This window comes from Pseudomonas putida (assembly GCA_041879295.1).
GTDB lineage: Bacteria > Pseudomonadota > Gammaproteobacteria > Pseudomonadales > Pseudomonadaceae > Aquipseudomonas > Aquipseudomonas putida_Y.
Genome location: CP047152.1, coordinates 3,730,824 through 3,750,215 on the forward strand (window position 1 = coordinate 3,730,824; position 19,392 = coordinate 3,750,215).

General features: G+C 50.9%; 20 protein-coding genes. 11 read left to right on the forward strand and 9 right to left on the reverse strand.

Annotated elements, in window-relative coordinates; all coding sequences use genetic code 11:
• Positions 1–54: 54 nt before the first annotated feature.
• Positions 55–1,131, reverse strand: a complete 1,077-nt coding sequence (locus tag GST84_17140) for an NAD(P)-binding domain-containing protein (protein XGB13964.1) — start codon at positions 1,129–1,131, stop codon at positions 55–57.
• A gap of 299 nt (positions 1,132–1,430) precedes the next feature.
• Between GST84_17140 and GST84_17145 the strand changes: the two genes are divergently transcribed.
• The gene (locus tag GST84_17145; protein XGB13965.1) at positions 1,431–1,706 is read left to right on the forward strand and encodes a hypothetical protein; all 276 of its coding nucleotides are present in this window, start codon (positions 1,431–1,433) and stop codon (positions 1,704–1,706) included.
• Positions 1,707–1,957: 251 nt separating this feature from the next.
• On the opposite strand, the gene GST84_17150 is transcribed toward GST84_17145, so the two are convergent.
• Positions 1,958–3,670, reverse strand: a complete 1,713-nt coding sequence (locus GST84_17150; protein ID XGB13966.1) for a hypothetical protein — start codon at positions 3,668–3,670, stop codon at positions 1,958–1,960.
• A 28-nt stretch (positions 3,671–3,698) separates the two neighbouring features.
• Positions 3,699–4,607 carry a hypothetical protein gene (locus tag GST84_17155; protein XGB13967.1) on the reverse strand — a complete coding sequence of 303 codons (909 nt, stop codon included), beginning with the start codon at positions 4,605–4,607 and terminating at the stop codon, positions 3,699–3,701.
• 115 nt (positions 4,608–4,722) lie between these two features.
• On the opposite strand from GST84_17155, the gene GST84_17160 reads away from it, so the two are divergent.
• The gene (locus tag GST84_17160; GenBank protein XGB13968.1) at positions 4,723–5,649 is read left to right on the forward strand and encodes a hypothetical protein; all 927 of its coding nucleotides are present in this window, start codon (positions 4,723–4,725) and stop codon (positions 5,647–5,649) included.
• 154 nt (positions 5,650–5,803) lie between these two features.
• Here GST84_17160 and GST84_17165 read toward each other — a convergent pair whose 3' ends face one another.
• Complete coding sequence (locus GST84_17165) at positions 5,804–6,208, reverse strand: hypothetical protein (GenBank protein ID XGB13969.1); 405 nt, start codon at positions 6,206–6,208, stop codon at positions 5,804–5,806.
• A 191-nt stretch (positions 6,209–6,399) separates the two neighbouring features.
• On the opposite strand from GST84_17165, the gene GST84_17170 reads away from it, so the two are divergent.
• The 3 genes from GST84_17170 to GST84_17180 all read left to right on the forward strand — a co-directional run bounded on the left by GST84_17170 (position 6,400) and on the right by GST84_17180 (position 8,326).
• Entirely contained in the window at positions 6,400–6,957 is a 558-nt protein-coding gene (locus GST84_17170; GenBank protein ID XGB13970.1) for a hypothetical protein, read from the forward strand.
• Positions 6,958–7,005: 48 nt separating this feature from the next.
• Positions 7,006–7,236 (forward strand): hypothetical protein, encoded by a 231-nt coding sequence (locus tag GST84_17175; protein XGB13971.1) that lies wholly within the window; start codon positions 7,006–7,008, stop codon positions 7,234–7,236.
• Between the two features lie 427 nt (positions 7,237–7,663).
• The gene (locus GST84_17180; GenBank protein XGB13972.1) at positions 7,664–8,326 is read left to right on the forward strand and encodes a hypothetical protein; all 663 of its coding nucleotides are present in this window, start codon (positions 7,664–7,666) and stop codon (positions 8,324–8,326) included.
• 559 nt (positions 8,327–8,885) lie between these two features.
• Here the strand turns inward: GST84_17180 and GST84_17185 are convergent.
• Both GST84_17185 and GST84_17190 read right to left on the reverse strand, forming a co-directional pair.
• Complete coding sequence (locus tag GST84_17185) at positions 8,886–9,152, reverse strand: DUF2384 domain-containing protein (GenBank protein ID XGB13973.1); 267 nt, start codon at positions 9,150–9,152, stop codon at positions 8,886–8,888.
• Positions 9,153–9,320: 168 nt separating this feature from the next.
• Positions 9,321–9,542, reverse strand: coding sequence for a helix-turn-helix domain-containing protein (locus GST84_17190; GenBank protein ID XGB13974.1), 222 nt, complete (start codon positions 9,540–9,542; stop codon positions 9,321–9,323).
• Positions 9,543–9,644: 102 nt separating this feature from the next.
• On the opposite strand from GST84_17190, the gene GST84_17195 reads away from it, so the two are divergent.
• The 6 genes from GST84_17195 (at position 9,645) to greB (ending at position 18,037) form a co-directional block, all read left to right on the forward strand.
• Entirely contained in the window at positions 9,645–10,214 is a 570-nt protein-coding gene (locus GST84_17195) for a hypothetical protein (GenBank protein ID XGB13975.1), read from the forward strand.
• The gene (locus GST84_17200) at positions 10,211–11,599 is read left to right on the forward strand and encodes a DEAD/DEAH box helicase family protein (GenBank protein ID XGB13976.1); all 1,389 of its coding nucleotides are present in this window, start codon (positions 10,211–10,213) and stop codon (positions 11,597–11,599) included. The genes GST84_17195 and GST84_17200 overlap by 4 nt, the downstream gene beginning before the upstream one ends.
• Positions 11,600–11,767: 168 nt before the next feature.
• A complete protein-coding gene (locus tag GST84_17205; GenBank protein XGB13977.1) occupies positions 11,768–13,123 on the forward strand; it encodes a tyrosine-type recombinase/integrase in 1,356 nt (451 codons plus the stop codon).
• Positions 13,124–13,156: 33 nt separating this feature from the next.
• On the forward strand, positions 13,157–16,909 hold the full coding sequence (locus GST84_17210) for a hypothetical protein (protein ID XGB13978.1): 3,753 nt from the start codon (positions 13,157–13,159) through the stop codon (positions 16,907–16,909).
• Between the two features lie 4 nt (positions 16,910–16,913).
• Positions 16,914–17,504: a hypothetical protein gene (locus GST84_17215; protein ID XGB13979.1), complete on the forward strand. Its 591-nt coding sequence runs from the start codon at positions 16,914–16,916 to the stop codon at positions 17,502–17,504.
• Between the two features lie 29 nt (positions 17,505–17,533).
• Entirely contained in the window at positions 17,534–18,037 is a 504-nt protein-coding gene (gene greB / locus GST84_17220; protein ID XGB13980.1) for a transcription elongation factor GreB, read from the forward strand.
• A gap of 105 nt (positions 18,038–18,142) precedes the next feature.
• Here the strand turns inward: greB and GST84_17225 are convergent, their stop codons facing one another.
• From GST84_17225 to GST84_17235, 3 genes are all read right to left on the reverse strand, one after another.
• A complete protein-coding gene (locus GST84_17225; protein ID XGB13981.1) occupies positions 18,143–18,331 on the reverse strand; it encodes a transcription elongation factor GreAB in 189 nt (62 codons plus the stop codon).
• A gap of 11 nt (positions 18,332–18,342) precedes the next feature.
• Positions 18,343–18,651: a hypothetical protein gene (locus GST84_17230; GenBank protein XGB13982.1), complete on the reverse strand. Its 309-nt coding sequence runs from the start codon at positions 18,649–18,651 to the stop codon at positions 18,343–18,345.
• 248 nt (positions 18,652–18,899) lie between these two features.
• Positions 18,900–19,337 (reverse strand): DoxX family membrane protein, encoded by a 438-nt coding sequence (locus GST84_17235; protein ID XGB13983.1) that lies wholly within the window; start codon positions 19,335–19,337, stop codon positions 18,900–18,902.
• Positions 19,338–19,392: the final 55 nt, after the last annotated feature.

Sequence of the window (19,392 nt, forward strand, 5' to 3'; positions counted from 1 at the left end):
ATCCCAACAAAACTCCCAGCTGTTCAGGTGATCACTTTGGGGAAATAGGGGAGCTCAGGCCTCCACCTTCACCAAAAAACGCTCGATCGCAGCAGCGGTGCTGCGGGCTGTACGGGTCACTCCGATCAAGGTCGCCGAGGCAGAACCAGTCCACTCGCCATAGCCGACCAGCCATAGTCTCGGCTCACTCACAGATTGGGTCCCTTCGACTTCTACACGTCCTTGCTCAGTAACAACCCCAAGGCTGGCGAGGTGTCCCAAGGCGGGTTTGAACCCGGTGCACCAGATCACCGCATCAACTGCGGTCTCCGAGCCGTCTGCCCAGACCACACCGTCAGGGGTGAAACGAGCGAAGGGCCTCACCGCGTGCAGAACGTCTCGCTCTCGCGCCTCCATTACAGGCGGGACCATTACCACATCGCCCAACCCGCCGACCGGCTGCTCAATAACACGTCCCTCCATCTGCGCTTTCCAGCGCTCCGTAGCCCGCTCGAACAGCACTCGGCCATCCACATCGTCAGGTAGGAAGAGTGGATCGGTGGGTGTTACCCAGGTCGCATTCGCTACTTTGGAAACCTCTGCGAGAATCTGCGCGCCGGAGTTGCCACCGCCGACGACCAGCACGCTCTTGCCAGAGAAGGCCTGCGGTTCAACGTAGTCAGCCGAATGCAGCTGTTGGCCACGGAACAACTCAGCGCCAGGGTAGGCAGGTATGTTCGGATTGCTCCAAGTACCTGTGGCACTGACCACAGCTTTTGCATCCCAATAGCCAGACTCTGAATGGACACGCAACGCGCCGGTAACGCGCTCGATTGAGGTGACGCGCACTGGCCGTTCGATTGGAAACTGATAGCGCGCCTCATACTGGGTGAGGTAGTCGATGACATGCTCGCGAGACGGATAGCCATCCTGAACAGCTGGCATCATCCAACCGGGAATGGAGCTCCACGTGGCCGGCGAGAACAGCCGCAGGGAATTCCAACCGTGTCGCCAAGCTCCGCCCGCCGCTTCCTCGGCATCGAGCATGATGAACGAAAGCTCCGTGCGGCGAAGGAAGTAGGCAGTTGCCAAAGCCGCTTGCCCCCCGCCAATGATGACTACATCCCACACCCGCTCTCCATAAGCCGTCATTCCAACCCCCTTCGAAACAGTGATGAAGCACATCATTTCAGAAAGCGGAGCTGAATTCTAACCAAAGCCATACCCAGCTCAGGCGCACTAAGTGGCACTGATCGCAACCGACTGATCAATCCGAATGCATCTGGGTAGTCGAGTCGAATGCAAGCAGATGGTCAAATGACTACAACTACCCTCCGGTCCTCCTCCCGCATGTCGGTGGCTAGCTCTCGTCAAATCGGCAGCGCTCAACGCGCCTTGCCGGCGGGGCAAGATAGTTTGTAGCCTACGGGCTCCCTCAACGGAGAAACCTGATGTCCTCCAGCAACGAAAGCAACACCCCTGCCGAAGGTTCTACCAAAAAAGACGACTCGCTCCCGATGCTTGAGTTGACGGTGCTCAACCCCAACTTCTCTTTTGACTCAAAGGAGCGGGATGTCGCGGCTGCCCTCAAACGTCTCCCCAAACTACGCGCTGACCTGCACGCTGACCTCGTTCGACTGATCGATGAGGGCAAGTCGATCGATGAGGCAGTGCGAATCATCAAGCGCAAGATCGATAGTGAACCCAAAGGGCCAGGCGAGGATTGATGCATGCGGCCCCGCGTGAAAATTCCCGCGGGGCCACCTTAGATTACTGAGCCGTGAAAACGAAAAAACTCACCAAAACATTGCGATTAGCGTCGCCGTTCGGAGCCCCGCATGATCATGCAAGGTGTGTTGGGTGGACGCTTACGGCCGCTTTTTTTGCCAATCCAAATCTACTGGCCAGCCGAGCAGTGAATTCTAAATATCGCCTACCAGCTCACAGGCGCGAGCTGGTGATGACTACTCCAGCGTGTTCACTCCCCTAGTTCAAAGTCCATAGCCTCCAACACAGCGACAAGGGCTTTATCACAACCCTCGGCAAGGTGAAAAAACTGGGCTCGAAAATTGCCATGGGTGGTGCGGGCTTCTCGAATGGCGACCACTTTCTTTTCGTGGGTCGCATGACCTCGAATCTCATTGCGAAGCTCATGAAGCTTTCTCATGGGCGCCAGAATTTTCCTGGCTTCTTCCGCACTGATTGAACTTGCCACTAAGATTTCGTACAGCAACTTAAGCGAGCGCCAGGTTGACTCCAGTACGCACCCTTTTCCTTCAGCAACTTTGCGCAATGGCTTGTCGAGAAAACCTTCTACCAGGCATTGATCAAGAGCCATGATTTCATCACCCCATTCCTTAGGTGAGTCTGTGGCGGGAGCTAGCACGCTGTCGATCAACTCCTCGCCTCGGGGGTTCCACCATACTGGCTTACGTTTGTCCAGTTCACGCACCTTTCGCTTGAGGGCATCCAGTGGCTGATACTCGGTGTACCAATCACCTTCAATATCCGTTCGATTTGCTCGCTCAGAGATTGGCGCCTTTGGCCATTCGTTGAAGGCCTTCCAGTACAGCTGTTCATCGAAGGGAAGTTTCGACAGATCCCAGATCCATGCATGAACTTGCCCAGCCTCATTGATATCGTAAGACTTGAGGGTCCAAGCTCCTCTGCAAGAAATGCTCCGGTCTTCCAACGTGTATTTTTCCGGATCTCCTTTAAAGCGATTAAGCACCTCTGCCCTGAAAAAAGCAGGCGATATCTGCCAGGGAAGATCACTGTCCTCAAAATAACTGACAATGTGATCGGGGCTGCAAGAGGTCTCGACTTGACGATCGTTCTTGCGGTCATAGATTTTAAAGACCGCATACTCACGATCCGGATCACCATCAAAATCCTTGCGCCACACCTCTTCTTGCTCTTCAACCGTGGTCTTTGGCCTGACCACCATGGCTCCATGCGCGAAGCTCGCTCGGCTTATCGATCCACCATGAAAAAAAAGATCCGACTCGTCTCGGTGATATCGAGTTGCGCCATGCCAGCTGTCGAAACTGCCAGGCACGTATCTGGTGAAATCAAATTTCAAGACCAGCGCCAAGTCCGCCAGAGCCATGTAGTTGTCCAAGTCTTTACGAAGAATTGTGACAACCTCGCGACCCTCTATCTGATCGGGAATTGCCAAAGTCAGAATCCTGATGACATCTTCGATGTCGCCATCGCCATTGAGCCGACAGTACGCCTTCCGCTCTTCTACATAATGGATGTCGAGACAATGTACGAGCTTTTGGTTAATTTCGATCGGCGTGGGTCCGGTATGAACCCCCTCAAGGCGCCGACGGATGACAAGTGGTTCCCCCCCAGCTAAGGGAGATCCGCTGTCCTCAGGGAAAGCGGGCTCAATATAGACACGATGTCCTTCACCTGAGCTCCAGGACCTTTGAATGCACCAGGTTGCATTGGTAAATAGCGTAAGATTTTGTAGCGCACCCCCATCTGGCGGCGTGACATTTTCAGTTGGGGCGAGCGCCCCCACGATAAGCAGGAACGGTGCGCTCGCGTAAATCACAATCTCGTCTGAATCCGAGTTTGCTGTCATGTAATGCACAGCCTGCTCGGCATATACATACCAGGGATCGTCTTGATCCTCCGGAGCCGTCGCCAAAGCAATCAGGGGTTTGGTATCGAAACGACGCATGCCCACTCCCGCAAGCTAGTTGATGATTTCAGGTTTTTGATCGGTAAGCCTGATCGTGCAAAAAGATGATCGCAGATGCAGTCATGTTCATCGTGTACTTCGCCACGTGCTCCGGCACTACTTTTTGCAACTCCCCGGCACCATGCGACGTGCTCAATTTGTTGCGGAGCGTGCCGACGGTCATCAGTGGCTGCTCCCAGAAAGATTCCAGCGCAGTCTTCTCCATGATGGTACGAATGAGCTTGGAGGTTGTGTCTCCCTGGGAATACCCGAAACCCTTCTGGCCACAGATCACTTTCATAACACTCTCATAGCTGCTGTTGCACTTGGTAACGCAGTCGCCGAATTTTCCGTGCCGAAAATCCTCAAGAGCTGCCATGAACTCGGAATTGGCATTAAGGAAAGCTGGCTGACGTAAAAGCTTCAGGGCGGGCTCAATAGCCGTCTCGTGAACAGCCTGGTTTTCCCTTGGAATAACCTTCGCGTGCTCACGGATTCCGGTGAACTTAGTGAGTTCTCCCCTATACATTTCCTCAGTGGTTTGCCATACCGGTTTCGTAACGAAATAGGGAAGATCGTCAATGTTCAAGAACTCGTTCAAGCGGTCAATCACAGGCTCATGGTAACCCCCGATGTAATTCCATCCTTCCTGATGGACAAGATACTCAATGGCATCAAGAAAATGAGGGTCACTGCAGGTGCGCAGAAAGTTGAATGCGTCATCGGCGTAAGAAAGGTTCTTGTTTCCGGAAAGGTTATGGCGCCCAGTGAGATAGGAGAGCTTATCGTGTAGAAACTCAAGAGTTTCGCCCATTCCGGGGCCCATGTCTCGGATGAGCATGAACGTCCGTTGCCGAAATTGCTCTGTAAGCTGCTTTTTCGGCTGGCTCTGGTTTCCTTTACGTCGCGAAAAAACGTTGAAAATATTCCCTATCACCGCTGTACCCTGCCTCCGTTCAAAGGAACATCATAGACAGGAACGATGCCCGATTGCCATCACAGTGCTTGGACCGCTGCTGTCGCGAGCCAGCACGATACGGGTGGCTTAAAAAATGAAAACCAAGGAGTCATCGATGCTAGATCGGATCGCGGAATGGAAGCGGGTTTTTGAGGCCGAAGAGAACGCCATCACTAAGGCGTTGAATCAAATGACGTGGGACATCGCGGCGTATTCATGTGTCGTAGAAATGGTACGCCAAGCTCCCACGGTCTGCGGCGAAAAACAGCTGAACGTTTTGATCATGGACATGCTAGCTAGCGGATTCTGGGCAGGAACCATGCAGGGTATCCGTAGACTCGTAGAGGTCGAACCTATTCGCGGCCCGAGGAGCGTGTGCTCATTAGGTAGCTTAATCGCCGACATCCGCGCCTCGCGTGGAAAGCTCACGCGCCTGGTATACGTCAGGGATATCGCTGAGCTGAATTACAATTACCGCAGCACACACGCCGCTTATGACAAATTTGCCACTGAGCAACTCCAGCAGGGAAAGCGATCGTACTGGGTGCCCACGAAATATCACTATGAGCTCGCGGTTAAGCGGCACGAGGAGTTTGACTGGCTAAGCGGGGTGAGCGCAGGTGCATCCAGACCGGATGATCTGATACGGATCGAGGTATTCGACATGTTGGAGTCCCGCCTAGGCCGGCTATCTTCCGTCATTGAACATGTGAACGTGGACATCGCACACGCTGCAACTGAGGCTAGTCGGCAAGGGCGCATATTAGAGCGGTGGGGCCTGGCAGATGCCAAGCAAGCTTTGCGTGAAATTGCAGAAATTGCTCAGGTGGTGGGCTCCTGGTTCTGCTACAGCGGCGCTGGCACTGTTTTGCCCTTCGCCGAGTTCGATCAGTTCGCTCATTTGGACAGCCCTCTTTTTCAAGGTGACCGCGCCAAGCTGCAGGAGATATGGACGGACTTTGATCGTGAAGCACAATCATGGCATCTGGTCGATCCCACAGAGTGGATGCAGAGCCAATAGCCAACACAGAAGAATCAGAAAAGCCATTGGCCAACCTCGCTCAGATATCCAGCCCCTGCAGGTCCTCGCAAAGACTGTCGACCTCGACGCTCGCTAGCTCATTACGCACAGCTTTGCCAAAGCAACGGATGATCAATTGGCCCGATCAGGGCCCTCATGCGTCCTTTGCGCCATATCCTGCATGGCATTTGGGGCATTCCCACTGACCGACAAATCGAAATTCGCTGGCCAGGTCGGTCAAGCGCATCTTGCGCTCATCGCTGTCCCAGCAAGCAGTGCAGAAGCGACCGACTTCGCCTTCAAAGGTATAAACCCCCTCAGAGTTGTAGGTGGGTTTACCTTTGTCTCGCTGCTCAATCACCTGCTTGAGCCTGACTATCTCCTCTTGCGCCAATGCTAATTTTATCTTCAATTCCCCAGACTCAAGCTTCGCATCAGCCAAGGCGCTGTGAAGATCCGCCAGTATCATTTTGAAGTCCGCATCTTCGAGCTTTTTCGAGAGGTCTCGCAGCTTCCCTGACGCTTCAAGCGCCTGCTGAATCAGTGCCATCAAATCCATAGAAATACACCGCCTTGCTTAGTGGTATCGGTTGAGCGCATACAGTTGACAGATTGTAGGTGTGAAAGCGAAAAGGGTCGGACTTTTAGCCGCTCAGCCAGCCTGTGCTGGAGGCCTCACCTGATGGCGATCTTGACCACCATCACCGTACCGGCGGAAACTCATCGGCGACTTCAACCTTGGAGCTGATTATGGATGAGCATCGCGACCCGCCTGTACGACTCGACTATTTCCGCTTAGTCAAACGCCTCAACGAACATCTAGCCAGCCTTGGTCAGGAGCGCATAGATGAGGACATGCAGGAAGCATGGGCCGGGTACTTCCAGGAAATAGCCATCACTCAGGACGAAATCGACATTATCGGTCCTTGGTACATTAAGCATTACTCCATAGGTCTCTCGATTCCTTCGCTACGTCAGTACGTGGAGCATCTTCGTAGACACTCCACCTTGCCAGACCAGCGTATCACTGGCGGAACCGAAAGCGATGCGGTCACCATCCTCGAAGCATGCGCAGCACTGGGACTCGATCGATACCGACTTTCCGACGCGCTTTTCCAGGCTGCCGCATTGGTTCATCACGCGGCCTATCGTGTGGATCTTCCAAACATTGATCCAGAAGATATCCGGCAGGAGATAGAGAGCCGCGCACGGCTCGCAGACTACTTCTCTCGTGACATTCTTAATGAGGCCCAGAACGGTGTCGGGGCCGCAGCCAAGCTGGGAAGAACGCTTTTTCCACGTCATTGAGCATCATTTGATGCCCCCATGGTGATGCGCCAGGGCAGGAGGAACAACTTGAGTACCACTCGCGATTTAAGCAAGCCCCTACTAGTGATCGATGGTCCCGACCAAGGCGACTGGCGCGCTTGGCCGAAAGACTCTTTTGTTTCTGTGACGGTGTGGGATAGCAAACGAGTCAGCGAGCAGCCACCGCCGGTCACTTACCGTCTGCGTCACCATGCCTGCCAAGGTCTGGTGTGGGCCAGTGAAGATGGGCAGGACCTGAGCGATCCGGCTCAATCTTGAGTGCTAGCAATAACCGGAGTGATGCGTAGTCAGAAACGGTAATCGACCCCAAGGCTAGCGCTGCGGGGAGCCCCTGGGTAGTTGGAGTTGTCGCTGCTAGCTTTGGCAGATACGAAGTACTCTCGATTCCACGGTTTGTCGCCGCTCACATCGTAATCCTGACCGCAGTATCCACCTGCCAAAGCGGCTGTCGTATTCGAACCGGTCGATACCTTCGAAACTCGTCGTAGGGAGGCTCGCCTTTGGGACCTTCATCTGCCGCCGGAGGCAGTGGGATGCGGCATCCGAGCCAAAACACTCGCGGTTGATCGGAAAAACAAGCGTCGTAAGCTGAGTGCCGCATACTGCTATCTGCGCTTTGAAAATCCCTGATGGATTCCAGCCCTCTGTGATGCTGCGGTCTGTAGCCCCTTAGCTGGAGGTGCTTATGAGCACTCCCTTTGCGCGCATCCAATCTAGGTGCAAGCCTGCCGCTGCATCGGACACGACTGACAACAAGGTAGCCTTGATTGCCACCTTGTCGATTGAGGCCAATTCAGACCGTACGATCGATGCGTACCTCGGCGGGCTGCAGATGTACAACGACCTTTTCGAGTGGAGGCTAAACGAATATCCCAAAAAAGCGCTCGACTTCATTATCGACTGCTTCCTCCCCGCAGAATCGGTACCCCAATCGATTTTGGAGAAAGGCGTTTCTGCAGGCAGAATCCGCTCTAAGCTTTTCCAAACCGGAGACTGGATATCAGCCAAGCAGTGGATTTATCTGGCATCGTCCTCCAACCCTGGCGTCGAGATAGACCCTGATGAGTTGTTGGCCAATGGGAAGATTTTTTCTCTAAGACCGGGTAAGGTTGATTTTTTCCCTACATACGGCTTAGACGGTCGCAATGGATACCAACCGATCCACATCCTTTGCGATGTGTTGTCGGTGCTATCTGCCCGGATGAACGCCTGGTCAATCGCAGTATGGTTCCAGTCCGAAAATAGTTCTCTCGGCGGTGTCGCGCCGAAAGTATTGCTGGCGTTCGCACCAGACAAGGTCCTGGCGGCGGCAAAGGGCAAACCTAGACGGAATCGTGTGAGCAGATAATTGTATTCAGATCCCGTGTAAGGGTTTAAAACGTGTCTCGACCCGGTGTCCGTGGCCGACGATGTTTTTGAGGGCGCTCTGCCATATGCGTATGCGACGCTCGGCGCCTGAAGCACTATACAACTGCCGAATGGCACTTGAAGGAATATAAGATGAGCAGCAAACAAGCACCTCCGAGGCACCACATTCAACGACCTCTCTTCCGCGATTGCTATTCGACAGTAATCAGGGCAGTTGACGCCCGCTATGACGTACGCGGCTATTTGCTGGCGGAACTTGTGAAGCTATGCTTAAAGAATCGAGCGACAATCCCGCCTGCCAGACGCCGTTACTACGAATGCAATGTTCAGGAGCAAGCCATAACTTATTTGGAGCAATGTACGAGTCGTCTACTATTTGGCCCTAATGGACGATTCTCGCCCGACGAGTACCGATACAGCCAATATTGATGTTCTTGAGGGTTCAGCTCAAGCGTGATTATTGACCCAATACCAATTTAACCATCAAAAAAATCACTACCGGAACCGCCGCGTCTGGATTGAGAACATGACACATCCAGTTACCAGTACACGCCATATTCGATTCGTAGTAAAAAATCCACTACTTGTTCGAAGCCAGAATGACTAACAAGCAACGCACAAGGTGAATTCCAGCCAAGGCCTAACGCCCGATCAGACATCCAACGCGTCGCAAGGGCTCGCCGTCCGAACACTCGTTGCGCCACAGATAAAATCCAAGCTTTTCGCCATTCGTAATAGCGCTGATCAGCGGACCAACATCCCAATTGAGCAGCCTCGTTAGGGCCGATGAGGCGAGCCGGTACCATTGTCAAAGCTCCTCTAGGCCAGGCCAAAAACCATAGGAGCAGCATGTTAACTCAGATAAGTCTGGAGCCAGAAGCCTGGAGCGAATGTCACCTTGAGGGTATTTTTCAAGAGATCAAGCAGGCGGAGGATTACATCAACCGATCGATTTACCCTGACCAGCTTGCATCCTAGCCGCACAGGTCTGTGGGCAGAAGCGATTGCGGGGTACATCTCAGCTCGGTCGCTATCCGATAGAGCTTCTCAATAGTCAGATTCACCTCCCCTCTCTCTATACGCCCTATGTAGCTCCGATCCATCTGGCAGGCGAAAGCTAAAGCGTCTTGCGAAATCCCAACCATCACTCTCTGCTCTCGGACTTTGCGTCCTAGAGCCCTCGCCAACTTTTGCATATCCGCCTCGGTGTACATAAGGCGGGACTATCAGCGTTTGCGGGTTGATCGGCGACGGATTATAATCCGCATTTGATGTATTTCTGCTAGCTAGGTGCCTGTATGAAACCGGCTTCATTCGCTCTCGACAGGCACGTCTATGAGCTTCTACAAAGCGGCGAGCTAGACAGCTTTACCTGTCGCGGCCTTCGAGACGCCTATGCCCGGTCATATGGCGTAGCGCGCGAGCATACTTCTGATCTCCGGCGCTATATTTTTAGGCAGATCCTCCGCCTCGAAAGGATCGAATGGGTCGTACGAGACCCAGAAAAGCGCGGCCGCGACCAGCTCTATCACCTCCAGGATCTACCACCTTCAGTCAACCTCCGCTTGATTGACGAGGGGTATCAATTCTTCGCCCCTCGCGCCGAGCTACCTGCGGACGACACCGAAAAAGGTGCCTCGACCAACGAGCACACAGCTCGACGTCTCCAGGCAATGGTCAAAGAAACCCGATTGGACTTCCTCACCTCAATGGGCGAAGCGGAAAGGTACAAGCAACTGTTGGAAGACCTGCCACACCTCCACTCGAAGCTGGAAAGCGACTACGTGGAAGCGAGAGATCGTAGCTCCCGCCTGCTAGGTCACCTCAAAGCGGTCGAAAAAACCCTAAAAATACTAGGTATTGAATGAGCAGTGTTCTAAGAGAGTGGCAGACCTCATGTATCGAGAAAGCACTACGACACTTTCAGGTAAATAGGCATTTCTTTTGCCAAGCAACGCCAGGAGCAGGCAAGACGAGAATGGCTGGCGAATTGGCAAAAGAGCTGCTCAAAAAAAATGTTATCGATCTTGTGTTGTGCTTCGCGCCGTCCTGCCAAGTAGTCGATGGTTTCAGGGCTACGTTCTCAAAAATACTTGGGCGTCGAATGGACGGATATGTGGGAGCAATTGGTGATGCTTCTACTTACCAAGGCATGGATACGAAAGGTGAGGAATTTTGGGACCTATTTGAACAGTATCGGATATTAGCGATATTTGACGAAATTCATCACTGCGCGGGTTATGACCTTCAATCCAGCAACACTTGGGGAGCGACAATTATATCCAAAATACAAAATCAAGCGACATTCACTTTGTCTTTGTCGGGCACGCCTTGGAGAACAGATGATAAAGCCATTGCACTTGGACGCTACTCAGCGCCTGCTGGAGCGTTGGCCCGTGATTATCACTATGGACTTCAACAGGCTATTGACGACAAGATTTGTAGATCCCCGAGAATAACCTTAGTTGACAACCACAACCTACAGTTAACCCAAAAAAACCAACAGAGCCGACTAACATCTAATTACGACAGCTTCGCCCATTTACTTGAAAGCTCACCGCTTTGCTTTGAAGACATTCTATGGAATGAAGACGTAATAGATCATATTCTCGACCTAGGCTGTCGAAAACTATCTGAAATCAGGAAAGGAAACCCATCTGCTGCTGGACTTATCGTTGCATCTGACACTAATCACGCTAAGTTAATCGAGAGTAAGCTCAAACGCCGCGGCGAAAACTGTCGCGTGGCTACGTCGAAAACTGGTAGCGCTCAAGATAAAATCAACGAGTTTAGATCTGGGATTGGTTGCTGGATTGTTGCGGTAGGCATGATTAGCGAGGGCACTGACATTCCTCGCTTACAAGTATGCTGTTACCTGAGTCGCATTCGCACAGAACTGCACTATCGTCAGGTCTTGGGCAGAATTCTCAGACGAACAGGGGTCAACGATGATCAAGCTTGGTTATTTGTGGTAGCCGAACCTTCACTTATAGAATACTCGCGACGGCTCTCTGATGATCTGCCTCAAGACCTGGCTGTTATCAGCATGCAGACTGTACCGCGACCCCAGGAGAAAGAAGCTTTAACAGGCGGAGAAAACAAAGGTATCGACACCTGGCCGATCCTCACAGCCGATACTGGCCGCCCCTCCAAAGTGGATTACCTTGAATCTGCTCCAAATTCGCACTCATCAACGAGCTACGAATTGAGCGTATCGTCACAGTTTCGAGCCGAACTGTTAGAAATCTCATAGACTTAGATTAGAGCGAGCCTTAAAACTAGCCAGACTACACAATTGCGCATACCAAGAACTAGTCTAGACTATGAGTGCAGCTCTGCGAACATCGGTTTGCAATAAGCTTTTGAAAACCTAGATACAAAACCTGCTTACGATCCTAACGATACTTGCCAGGTAATTGCGATGGCTTACATCATAAAGATTAAAGCACGCTACCAAAACGATCAAACCGGCCGTACCATTAAGCTCCCTGCTTTATGGACCGAAAGCGGCGTATTAGTATCACACCTTCGCTACCTGGCTGACAACAGCAAGAAGAGCTCATCCTGGAAAGAGAAGTCCACACAAGCCGTTAAGCTACTAATAGAGTATATTAATGCCAATGTGGGATTATTTAAGAAAACAACAAAACTTCTCGCATCATTTGCAAGAGCTTTAGAAGAGGGCACCGTAGATCCAAGAACATTAAAAGACCCCTCGCAACTCTTTTGGCTACCAAAATCTAGCGAACACTGCTCAGACCTCCTGTTCCTAATAACAGACTATACCGACTGGCTAAGCCGTCAAAGTGACTTTAAAATAAAGCTCGCCAATCCTTTCAGACAAGCCACCTCTACGGAGCAGCGGATGAACTGGTGCGCCTTCCACAATAAACGAAACAGAGTCTTTTTGAATCACCTTGTGGACCCGGACAAACACGTCGAAGCGTTAAGCACCATTCGCGAAGTAACAGGACCACAGCGCCCCACCGAAAACATTGCACCCGCGAAAAGATTTCCTGAAGACAAAATTGATCTCTTGATGAAAGCGGGATTTATTATTCTGAACACCAAGAAGTCCGACATGCCGCGCCCTGACTACAAGGGCCAGGCATTAACGCTGCTCATGCACTACGGAGGCTTGCGCAAATCTGAAGCACTGCACCTTTACTTGTCAGATATCATTCTAGACGAGAAAAAAAACGAGGCCATTGTAAGGGTCTATCATCCGTCTAACGGAAAGTCACCTGACGAGCAATACCCTACCAGAAAGCAATTTTTAGCAATACATTACGGGCTATTGCCCCGAACTGAATACCTGAAAACAGAACGGCTGCATTTAGGGTGGAAAAACCCAGTACTTGACAACAAAGATGGTTACTTTTCAGTTCAGTTCTTCCCACCCCATAAAGCCGCAGAGTTCTTGAGTGTATGGATTAAGTATCTTAAAGAACAGCGCACCGACCCAGATTCATCACACGACCACCCTTATGCATTCACCAATTCAAAGGGAGAGCCTGAAACTCTAAAAAACGCCCAACGCCTACATAAGTCGGCTGTGGAGCGAATTGGCCTACTGCACCGAAAATTAGTTGGCACAAGCGAGCACGGGCATCGGCACAGCTATGGATACAGGCTTCGAGAAAATGGATTCAATCAAATTGAAATCCAAAAGTGCATGCACCATAGAAGCCCCGATTCATGCTTAGTTTATATTCAGCCGACACATGAAGAGATACGACAAAAAATGTCAATAATCGATAAAAGCAGCCTACACTAAATCATTATTTCTGCGGACTCAAGGTGAGGCTCCATGCCAGAAAAAATAAAATACGCAACCTTACTCGAAGTTAAAGCCGCAGTTAGAAAGCTTGGTATAAAAAATAGCAGAGCCTACAGACTTCGCTGGCAAGAAGATCCTAGGCTACCGGCCAACCCTTATATTGATTACGCCAGCGAATGGCTCTCATGGTACGACCTCTGTGGTAGTGAAAGGCCAATTGAGAAATATCTGACGCTTGCAGAGGCACGTGAGGCCGTAGCTCGCCTAGGTATATGGACAGTGGCCCACTATTCAACTGATCACCATAAAGACCCAAAGCTCCCAGGCGACTTGCGCTTTTACCCGAACTTTAAAGGGTGGCCAGAGTTTATTGGCAAAAGCATATATAAAGATTTCTATAAAACACTCAGCGAAGCTAGTAGAGCAGCGCTTGCGCTCGGCATCAATAGCTACCACCAATACACTACGCTAAAAAGATACAAAGCAGACCCAAAACTGCCTGCAAACCCTAGCACCATCTATCCAGACTGGCAGAATTGGAAGCATTTTTTCGGAACAAATCATTTAGTCCCAGTTTATGAAAGTTATGAACTGGCCTCTGCAGCCGCTATATCCTTAGGAATCCAACACTCAAGTGAGTATTTCACTCGCCGAGAGGAAGACCCGAAATTACCTATTCACCCCCAGACCCGCTACAAAGAGCGATGGGAGGGCTGGGTAAATTTCCTCCATCCTGGTAAAACTAGGAAAGTTTACGAGACCTTTGAACAGGCTAGAGCTGCAGCCCGCAACCTGAATTGCAAGTCACGAACAGATTACTACACAAAATTTAAAGAAGACTGGCGTCTGCGCAGAGATCCAACAAGTGTTTATACGGATCAATGGACGTCATGGAAGGACTATTTAGACCTAACAGTACAATATGAAACGCTACATGAAGTGCGCATAGCTGCACAGAGATTAGGCATCAGCACAAAGCGACAGTATGAATTAAATTACCACAACGACCCGCGCCTTCCAAGCAACCCGGAACAATTCAAAAATGAATGGAAGTCGTGGATTCACTTTTTCTTACCCATTGCTTACGACTGCCTTGACGACATTAGAATAGCAGTAACTCGACTCGATATAAAAGACAGTCAGGATTACCGCAACCGCTATAAACTCTACCCTCCATTACCCGCCCACCCTGAACGGGTATTCCGAGACGAATGGAAAAGCTGGTATGACTTATGCTCTATCAGAACGTTTTACACTTTCGATGAAACAGTAAAACTAATTCAGCCTCTTAATCTTAACTCCTTACGAGAATATAGAAAACATGTGAAGTCCTCAGGAGACAATAGATTACCGTACACTCCGGACAAAGTATATTACAGAGACTGGACCACCTCGTATGCGTTTCTCGGAAAGACGGAGCCATTTTCAGAAAGCTCGATAGATGCTGACCATTCGAAGTGGCTGGAGGATTTAAATAGCTTCATGAAAGAAGCTCGTGGCGGACGGGGAAAACAGCTAGCAATCTGCCGTTTTTTGGCAACTTACGTGCAGCCAAACGCATACGGAACCACACCAGGAGAATTCCTCTCAAACAAGTCTATAGAATTACAACATTTCAAAAACTATGTAACCTCCACAACCCCAGAATATCTTAGACGAAGCTTCGTCATGGCCATAAACGAATTCATGCGATTCATTATCCGCGAGCAATTCACGCTTGAGGATGACGAGACTGGTGAATTGATAATCGCAGACGGAATAAGCAACCCATTACGCGGCAGCGAAACAGAATACTCAGGCACGACAAGCAGTAGCGGCCCTGGCGAAACATCTAAACCAGCTTTGGCCTATCAATATGTTGCAGCCCTGCAAAAATGGATAGTTCCAGATACTGCAACCAGCTTCTCTGACTTAACCCACCTCCATAATTTCGACGCTGACTGGGTAGAGATCGATCTAAATAATTTCAAATTGGATAACAGCGATCCTGATCTCATTACACGCTGGATTGGAGGAAAGTTTAAAGCATGGTTTCCAATGTATTGGATGCAGGTACTCACCCTAGTTTCGGTCCCCTCCAGAGGTAGACAAATTGCATACTGCGACTCAGGGGAAGGCGATGAGTACATCCCAATTCATAATGACTGCAAGGTTTTCTGGGCTAAAAATGAAGGTCCGCTTTCAGGCATAACAAAAAATCAAGGCTTCATAAAACGATATCCTGGCGATCAATGCGGAATGTTTGTTACTAGCAACAAGACCAGTATTGGGTATAGCGGCTACAGTGTGCCATGGATACCCCCTCATTTGCTCCCATGGATAATTAAGCTCCGTCAGTGGCAGGCAAAATATAACCCAATAATTCGCCCTATGCCATGGATTGAATGTATTCGCACCAACCTGAATGAAAGCCAGCGTCATGCCAAAGGTGCTAATTGCTTCTTGTTTCGTCTCTTCGGGGCTGAAGAACCTGGATCCCCAACAAATATACTAACCCCTCGACTCGCAGCCGCACTTTATTACTCACAACCTCGGGACTTACCATTAGCCACGCTGACAGGCCCCAGAGAGAAACTAAGTTGCTATTCGTCTATTTATACTCCACACAGCATGAGGGTAAGCCTTATCACGGCATACGTCCATGAGTTTGGGCTACCCATTGAAATCACCATGAAGATTGCTGGGCACAGTTCAATCGTGATGAATTTGTACTATGTAAAAATCGGAGGAATTGAATTACAACGTCGATTTTCAGAAGGTGAGAAGCGCGCGCTTCAGAATCAAGTATTTGTTGCACAGAGCATGATCGAACAGGGCAGAATCGATCAAATCCAAGGGCAATTAGTCGCAAACAACCAAGATGCCCTCGAGCTGATATATAGGCAAAAATCTCCGGGCAGCTATTTATTTCGAGACTACGGCTTTTGCCCATATGCAGGTGCTAGGTGTGATGACGGAGGATCGCTCGGTAAAGGTGATATTTGGTTGCCGGTGCCAGGCGGGTATCTAGGCAGTCAGAACTGCATAAGATGTCGCCACTTCGTAACCGGCCCTGCATTCATAGGTGGCCTGCTAGCTCTAGGTAATGAAATATCGCTAGAAGTAAATCTTCAATTCACAAAATACGACGAACTCCAAGCCAAAGCTGAAGAGTTAAGATCCGAAATTGACAGTCGGGATGAGCGAGAGTATGAATTAAGCAAGTACGGAAAAGACATTGAAGCCCGAGACCTAAGTCTAGAGGCTAAGCATCGAAAACTGCTAGCCGAAGCTGAGAGTGCAGCTAAAAAACTTGATGTATTGATTTGTGATGTGCAGGCTAGCGCAAGCCTAATAAAGCAAATCGAGCAGGCTACCCTTACAAAATCCAAGTCCGAGCCTCAAGACTCACTCATGCTTATTGTGCAAGAGGGTCATGAGCTTAGGCTCGCGCTAGAAGAAACCACTCACTTTCATCAGTTAAGCGAGGTATGTGAAAATGCCGAGATATATGAATGCGCTTCTGCCCACTCTGCCTTGGCCGCAAGATCCCAGCTGTTGGACAAAATGCTTGAAGACAATAATTCCCCGCAGCGAATGTTCAGGCTAAATAAGGAGCAGCAGCTTTTAGTTGGCAATCAGATCGCAAGACTCTTGATATCACGACTCAGAAGCTGGGAACGTATCGACTCACTAATTGAAGGGAAATTCAGGCTGGCCGAACTGGTTGGACTTGAGAGCATCTCTCTTAAAGAAATCAGCGATGCCTTTATAAATAACGCAAGAAACTTGCCTCAGGTTTAAAATCATGACGCCATCTGAAACCCTGAGTAAACTAAAGAAAAATTGCAGCTTAAAAAAACAGCATACTCTGGACGCAGTGTACGAGGTATGCAATGAGATGCTATCGAACGGCGAAAAGAACTTTTCATTTTCAGCCATTGCACGCCTAGGCATTGATTGTGGAGTACCAAACGCTCAAAGCATGCGAAATAGTTCGGGCCAAGCATATCGCGTGCTAATACAGGCATTCAAAGAGGCGGCAGGTCCGGCCCACCATGACCGAGCACCGTCAGATTGGATAGACGCGATAAAAGATGGTAAGGCTAAATTTTTGGCGCGAGCCCAAGAGGCTGAGAATCATCGCCTCCGAAGACTGCTGAGAGAAATTACGCCGCCCAATCTCGAAATCCGGGTTGATGATCGCACTCCGTTTTCATCCGAGAATAAATTATCAGAAATAGAACGCAGAGCTCTTTTGTATTTAATGTCAGAAGAGTTCAGGCTACAATGGGGCTGCACACTGGGCAAGCACGGCGACTTGATTGACAAGAAGGGAGCAAAGGTGTTTCGCCCAGGAACCCTTGATGCAATACAGAAGGCTCTCAGGGCATTGTGACCGCTCTTTGAATTAAAAACAGGCATAAAATGGCTACCAATCTCATTACTGAAGCTGGCTATCAGTCCTTGAAAGATGAACTAGATTGGCTCTGGCGCGAAGAGCGACCGGAGATTACCAGAAAAGTCACTTGGGCTGCGTCTTTGGGCGACAGAAGTGAAAATGCTGACTACCAGTACAATAAAAAGAGGCTAAGGGAAATAGATCGGCGCGTAAGATACCTCCGTAAGCGTATCGAAGACCTTCGGGTAGTCCCTTATTCCCCTACTCAGGAAGGCAAGGTATTTTTTGGAGCTTGGGTAACTATTGCCAACGAGGATGATACAAGCAAGAAATTCCGCATTGTAGGTGCTGATGAAATTTACGATAGGAAAGACTTCATCTCAATTGATTCCCCGATGGCACGCGCATGCATTGGCAAGTGTGCAGGTGATGAGATTGTTGTTCGGACTCCAACTGGCGATGCCTACTGGGAAGTCACCGAAATTGAGTACAGGGAGGCGGAAGACGCACCCCGGTTCATTAAACCCTGAGGTGCCTCCAAATCGGCCACCACTATGTCAAAACCAGCTACAGTGATGGCCGACAATGAATAGTACGACGCAAAAGTACAGTACTATTCCGAAAAACCAGCAAAATCAATGTGTAAGACCAAATAGTACACGAGCTTGGGGTTCTTCCTTCCAGTCCGCGTTCTCGCTGCGGTCACCCAACGACGCCGCCCAGGCAACCTTTTGGGTGATTTCCGGGCGATACACCCGCCACAGGTGGTCCAGCTCTTTCTTCAGCGCCTCATGGCCTTCTGTGGTGATGATATTGGTGCTCAATAGCGCATTCCTCAGCGGCGGGTTATCAGGCCTTGACGCGCGATGCGGGTGAGATGCCCTATGACTTCGGCGGCCTCGTCCGACGCCGGCGCCTGGATCACAGCCAGGTCGAAACGGTCATTGCCAAACTGCGCGAGGTGGCAGCCGCTATCGGCGAACTGGATCAGAAAGGCACGCGCCTGCCCTTTACGCCGTGACAGGCCTTCAAGATGACGCAAAAGGGTGGGTTGATGCCGGCCGCCGAGCAGGATGCGCGGTGTGCGGGACGCCTGGCTGGCAGGCAAAGGGCTCAAACAGACACTGGTACGTGGGCAACTCATGGAGCTTCTCTCCGCCTCGCGAATCCCGCTGGGCAGCGGTGGGAGGCGTCACCGAACCAGCGCTTTAGCGGTATTTCGGACGGCCCGGAATTGGGGCGTTCCTGCGCCCCGCAAGTAGCTGTTTAAATCGGCGCAGGCGGTATGCTAGAGCGATGAGCACCAAGTTGCAAGCTACAAGCCGCAAGCAAGAACAAGCCGAGTATTGGCCCGCGCTTGCCTGCGGCTCGTAGCTCGCAGCTTGCAGGTGATTAGCGGGCGATCAGCCGGTCGAGCGAGAAGCGGCCGGCGCCTTCGATCATGACTGCAACAGTGCCGGCCAACAGCGCCAGGGCGAACTCATAGCCATTGTTGGACATGAACAGGCCGTTGCCGATGTGCACCGAAACGATCGCCACTATCAAGGTCACCGTCAGCGCCAGGGCCGCCGGGCGAGCCAGCAGGCCGACCACCAGTGCCAGGCCACCGAAGAATTCGGCACCGCCGGACAGCAAGGCCATCAGATAACCCGGCGCCAGGCCGATGCTTTCCATCCATTGGCCGGTGCCTTCCAGGCCGTAGCCACCGAACAGGCCGAAGAGTTTTTGCGCACCATGGGCCATGAAGATGATGCCGACCAGGATGCGGATAACGCTTAGGCCTGCGCCAGCACGGGTAGAGAACAGTGCGTTGAAGGTAGTGTTGTTCATGTGGAAGCGTCCTTGAAGCGAAGCAGTTGTGTTGGGATGGGCGCCATCATAATCA

Excerpts from the sequence above, each read along its gene's own strand:
- GST84_17200 (XGB13976.1), top strand. The coding sequence starts at position 10,211 with ATGAGCAGTGTTCTAAGAGAGTGGCAGACCTCATGTATCGAGAAAGCA.
- GST84_17185 (XGB13973.1), bottom strand. The coding sequence starts at position 9,152 with ATGGTACCGGCTCGCCTCATCGGCCCTAACGAGGCTGCTCAATTGGGA.
- greB (XGB13980.1), top strand. The coding sequence starts at position 17,534 with ATGGCTACCAATCTCATTACTGAAGCTGGCTATCAGTCCTTGAAAGAT.
- GST84_17235 (XGB13983.1), bottom strand. The coding sequence starts at position 19,337 with ATGAACAACACTACCTTCAACGCACTGTTCTCTACCCGTGCTGGCGCA.
- GST84_17165 (XGB13969.1), bottom strand. The coding sequence starts at position 6,208 with ATGGATTTGATGGCACTGATTCAGCAGGCGCTTGAAGCGTCAGGGAAG.
- GST84_17145 (XGB13965.1), top strand. The coding sequence starts at position 1,431 with ATGTCCTCCAGCAACGAAAGCAACACCCCTGCCGAAGGTTCTACCAAA.
- GST84_17150 (XGB13966.1), bottom strand. The coding sequence starts at position 3,670 with ATGCGTCGTTTCGATACCAAACCCCTGATTGCTTTGGCGACGGCTCCG.
- GST84_17190 (XGB13974.1), bottom strand. The coding sequence starts at position 9,542 with ATGCAAAAGTTGGCGAGGGCTCTAGGACGCAAAGTCCGAGAGCAGAGA.
- GST84_17195 (XGB13975.1), top strand. The coding sequence starts at position 9,645 with ATGAAACCGGCTTCATTCGCTCTCGACAGGCACGTCTATGAGCTTCTA.
- GST84_17230 (XGB13982.1), bottom strand. The coding sequence starts at position 18,651 with ATGAGTTGCCCACGTACCAGTGTCTGTTTGAGCCCTTTGCCTGCCAGC.
- GST84_17170 (XGB13970.1), top strand. The coding sequence starts at position 6,400 with ATGGATGAGCATCGCGACCCGCCTGTACGACTCGACTATTTCCGCTTA.
- GST84_17180 (XGB13972.1), top strand. The coding sequence starts at position 7,664 with ATGAGCACTCCCTTTGCGCGCATCCAATCTAGGTGCAAGCCTGCCGCT.
- GST84_17140 (XGB13964.1), bottom strand. The coding sequence starts at position 1,131 with ATGACGGCTTATGGAGAGCGGGTGTGGGATGTAGTCATCATTGGCGGG.
- GST84_17160 (XGB13968.1), top strand. The coding sequence starts at position 4,723 with ATGAAAACCAAGGAGTCATCGATGCTAGATCGGATCGCGGAATGGAAG.
- GST84_17210 (XGB13978.1), top strand. The coding sequence starts at position 13,157 with ATGCCAGAAAAAATAAAATACGCAACCTTACTCGAAGTTAAAGCCGCA.
- GST84_17205 (XGB13977.1), top strand. The coding sequence starts at position 11,768 with ATGGCTTACATCATAAAGATTAAAGCACGCTACCAAAACGATCAAACC.
- GST84_17215 (XGB13979.1), top strand. The coding sequence starts at position 16,914 with ATGACGCCATCTGAAACCCTGAGTAAACTAAAGAAAAATTGCAGCTTA.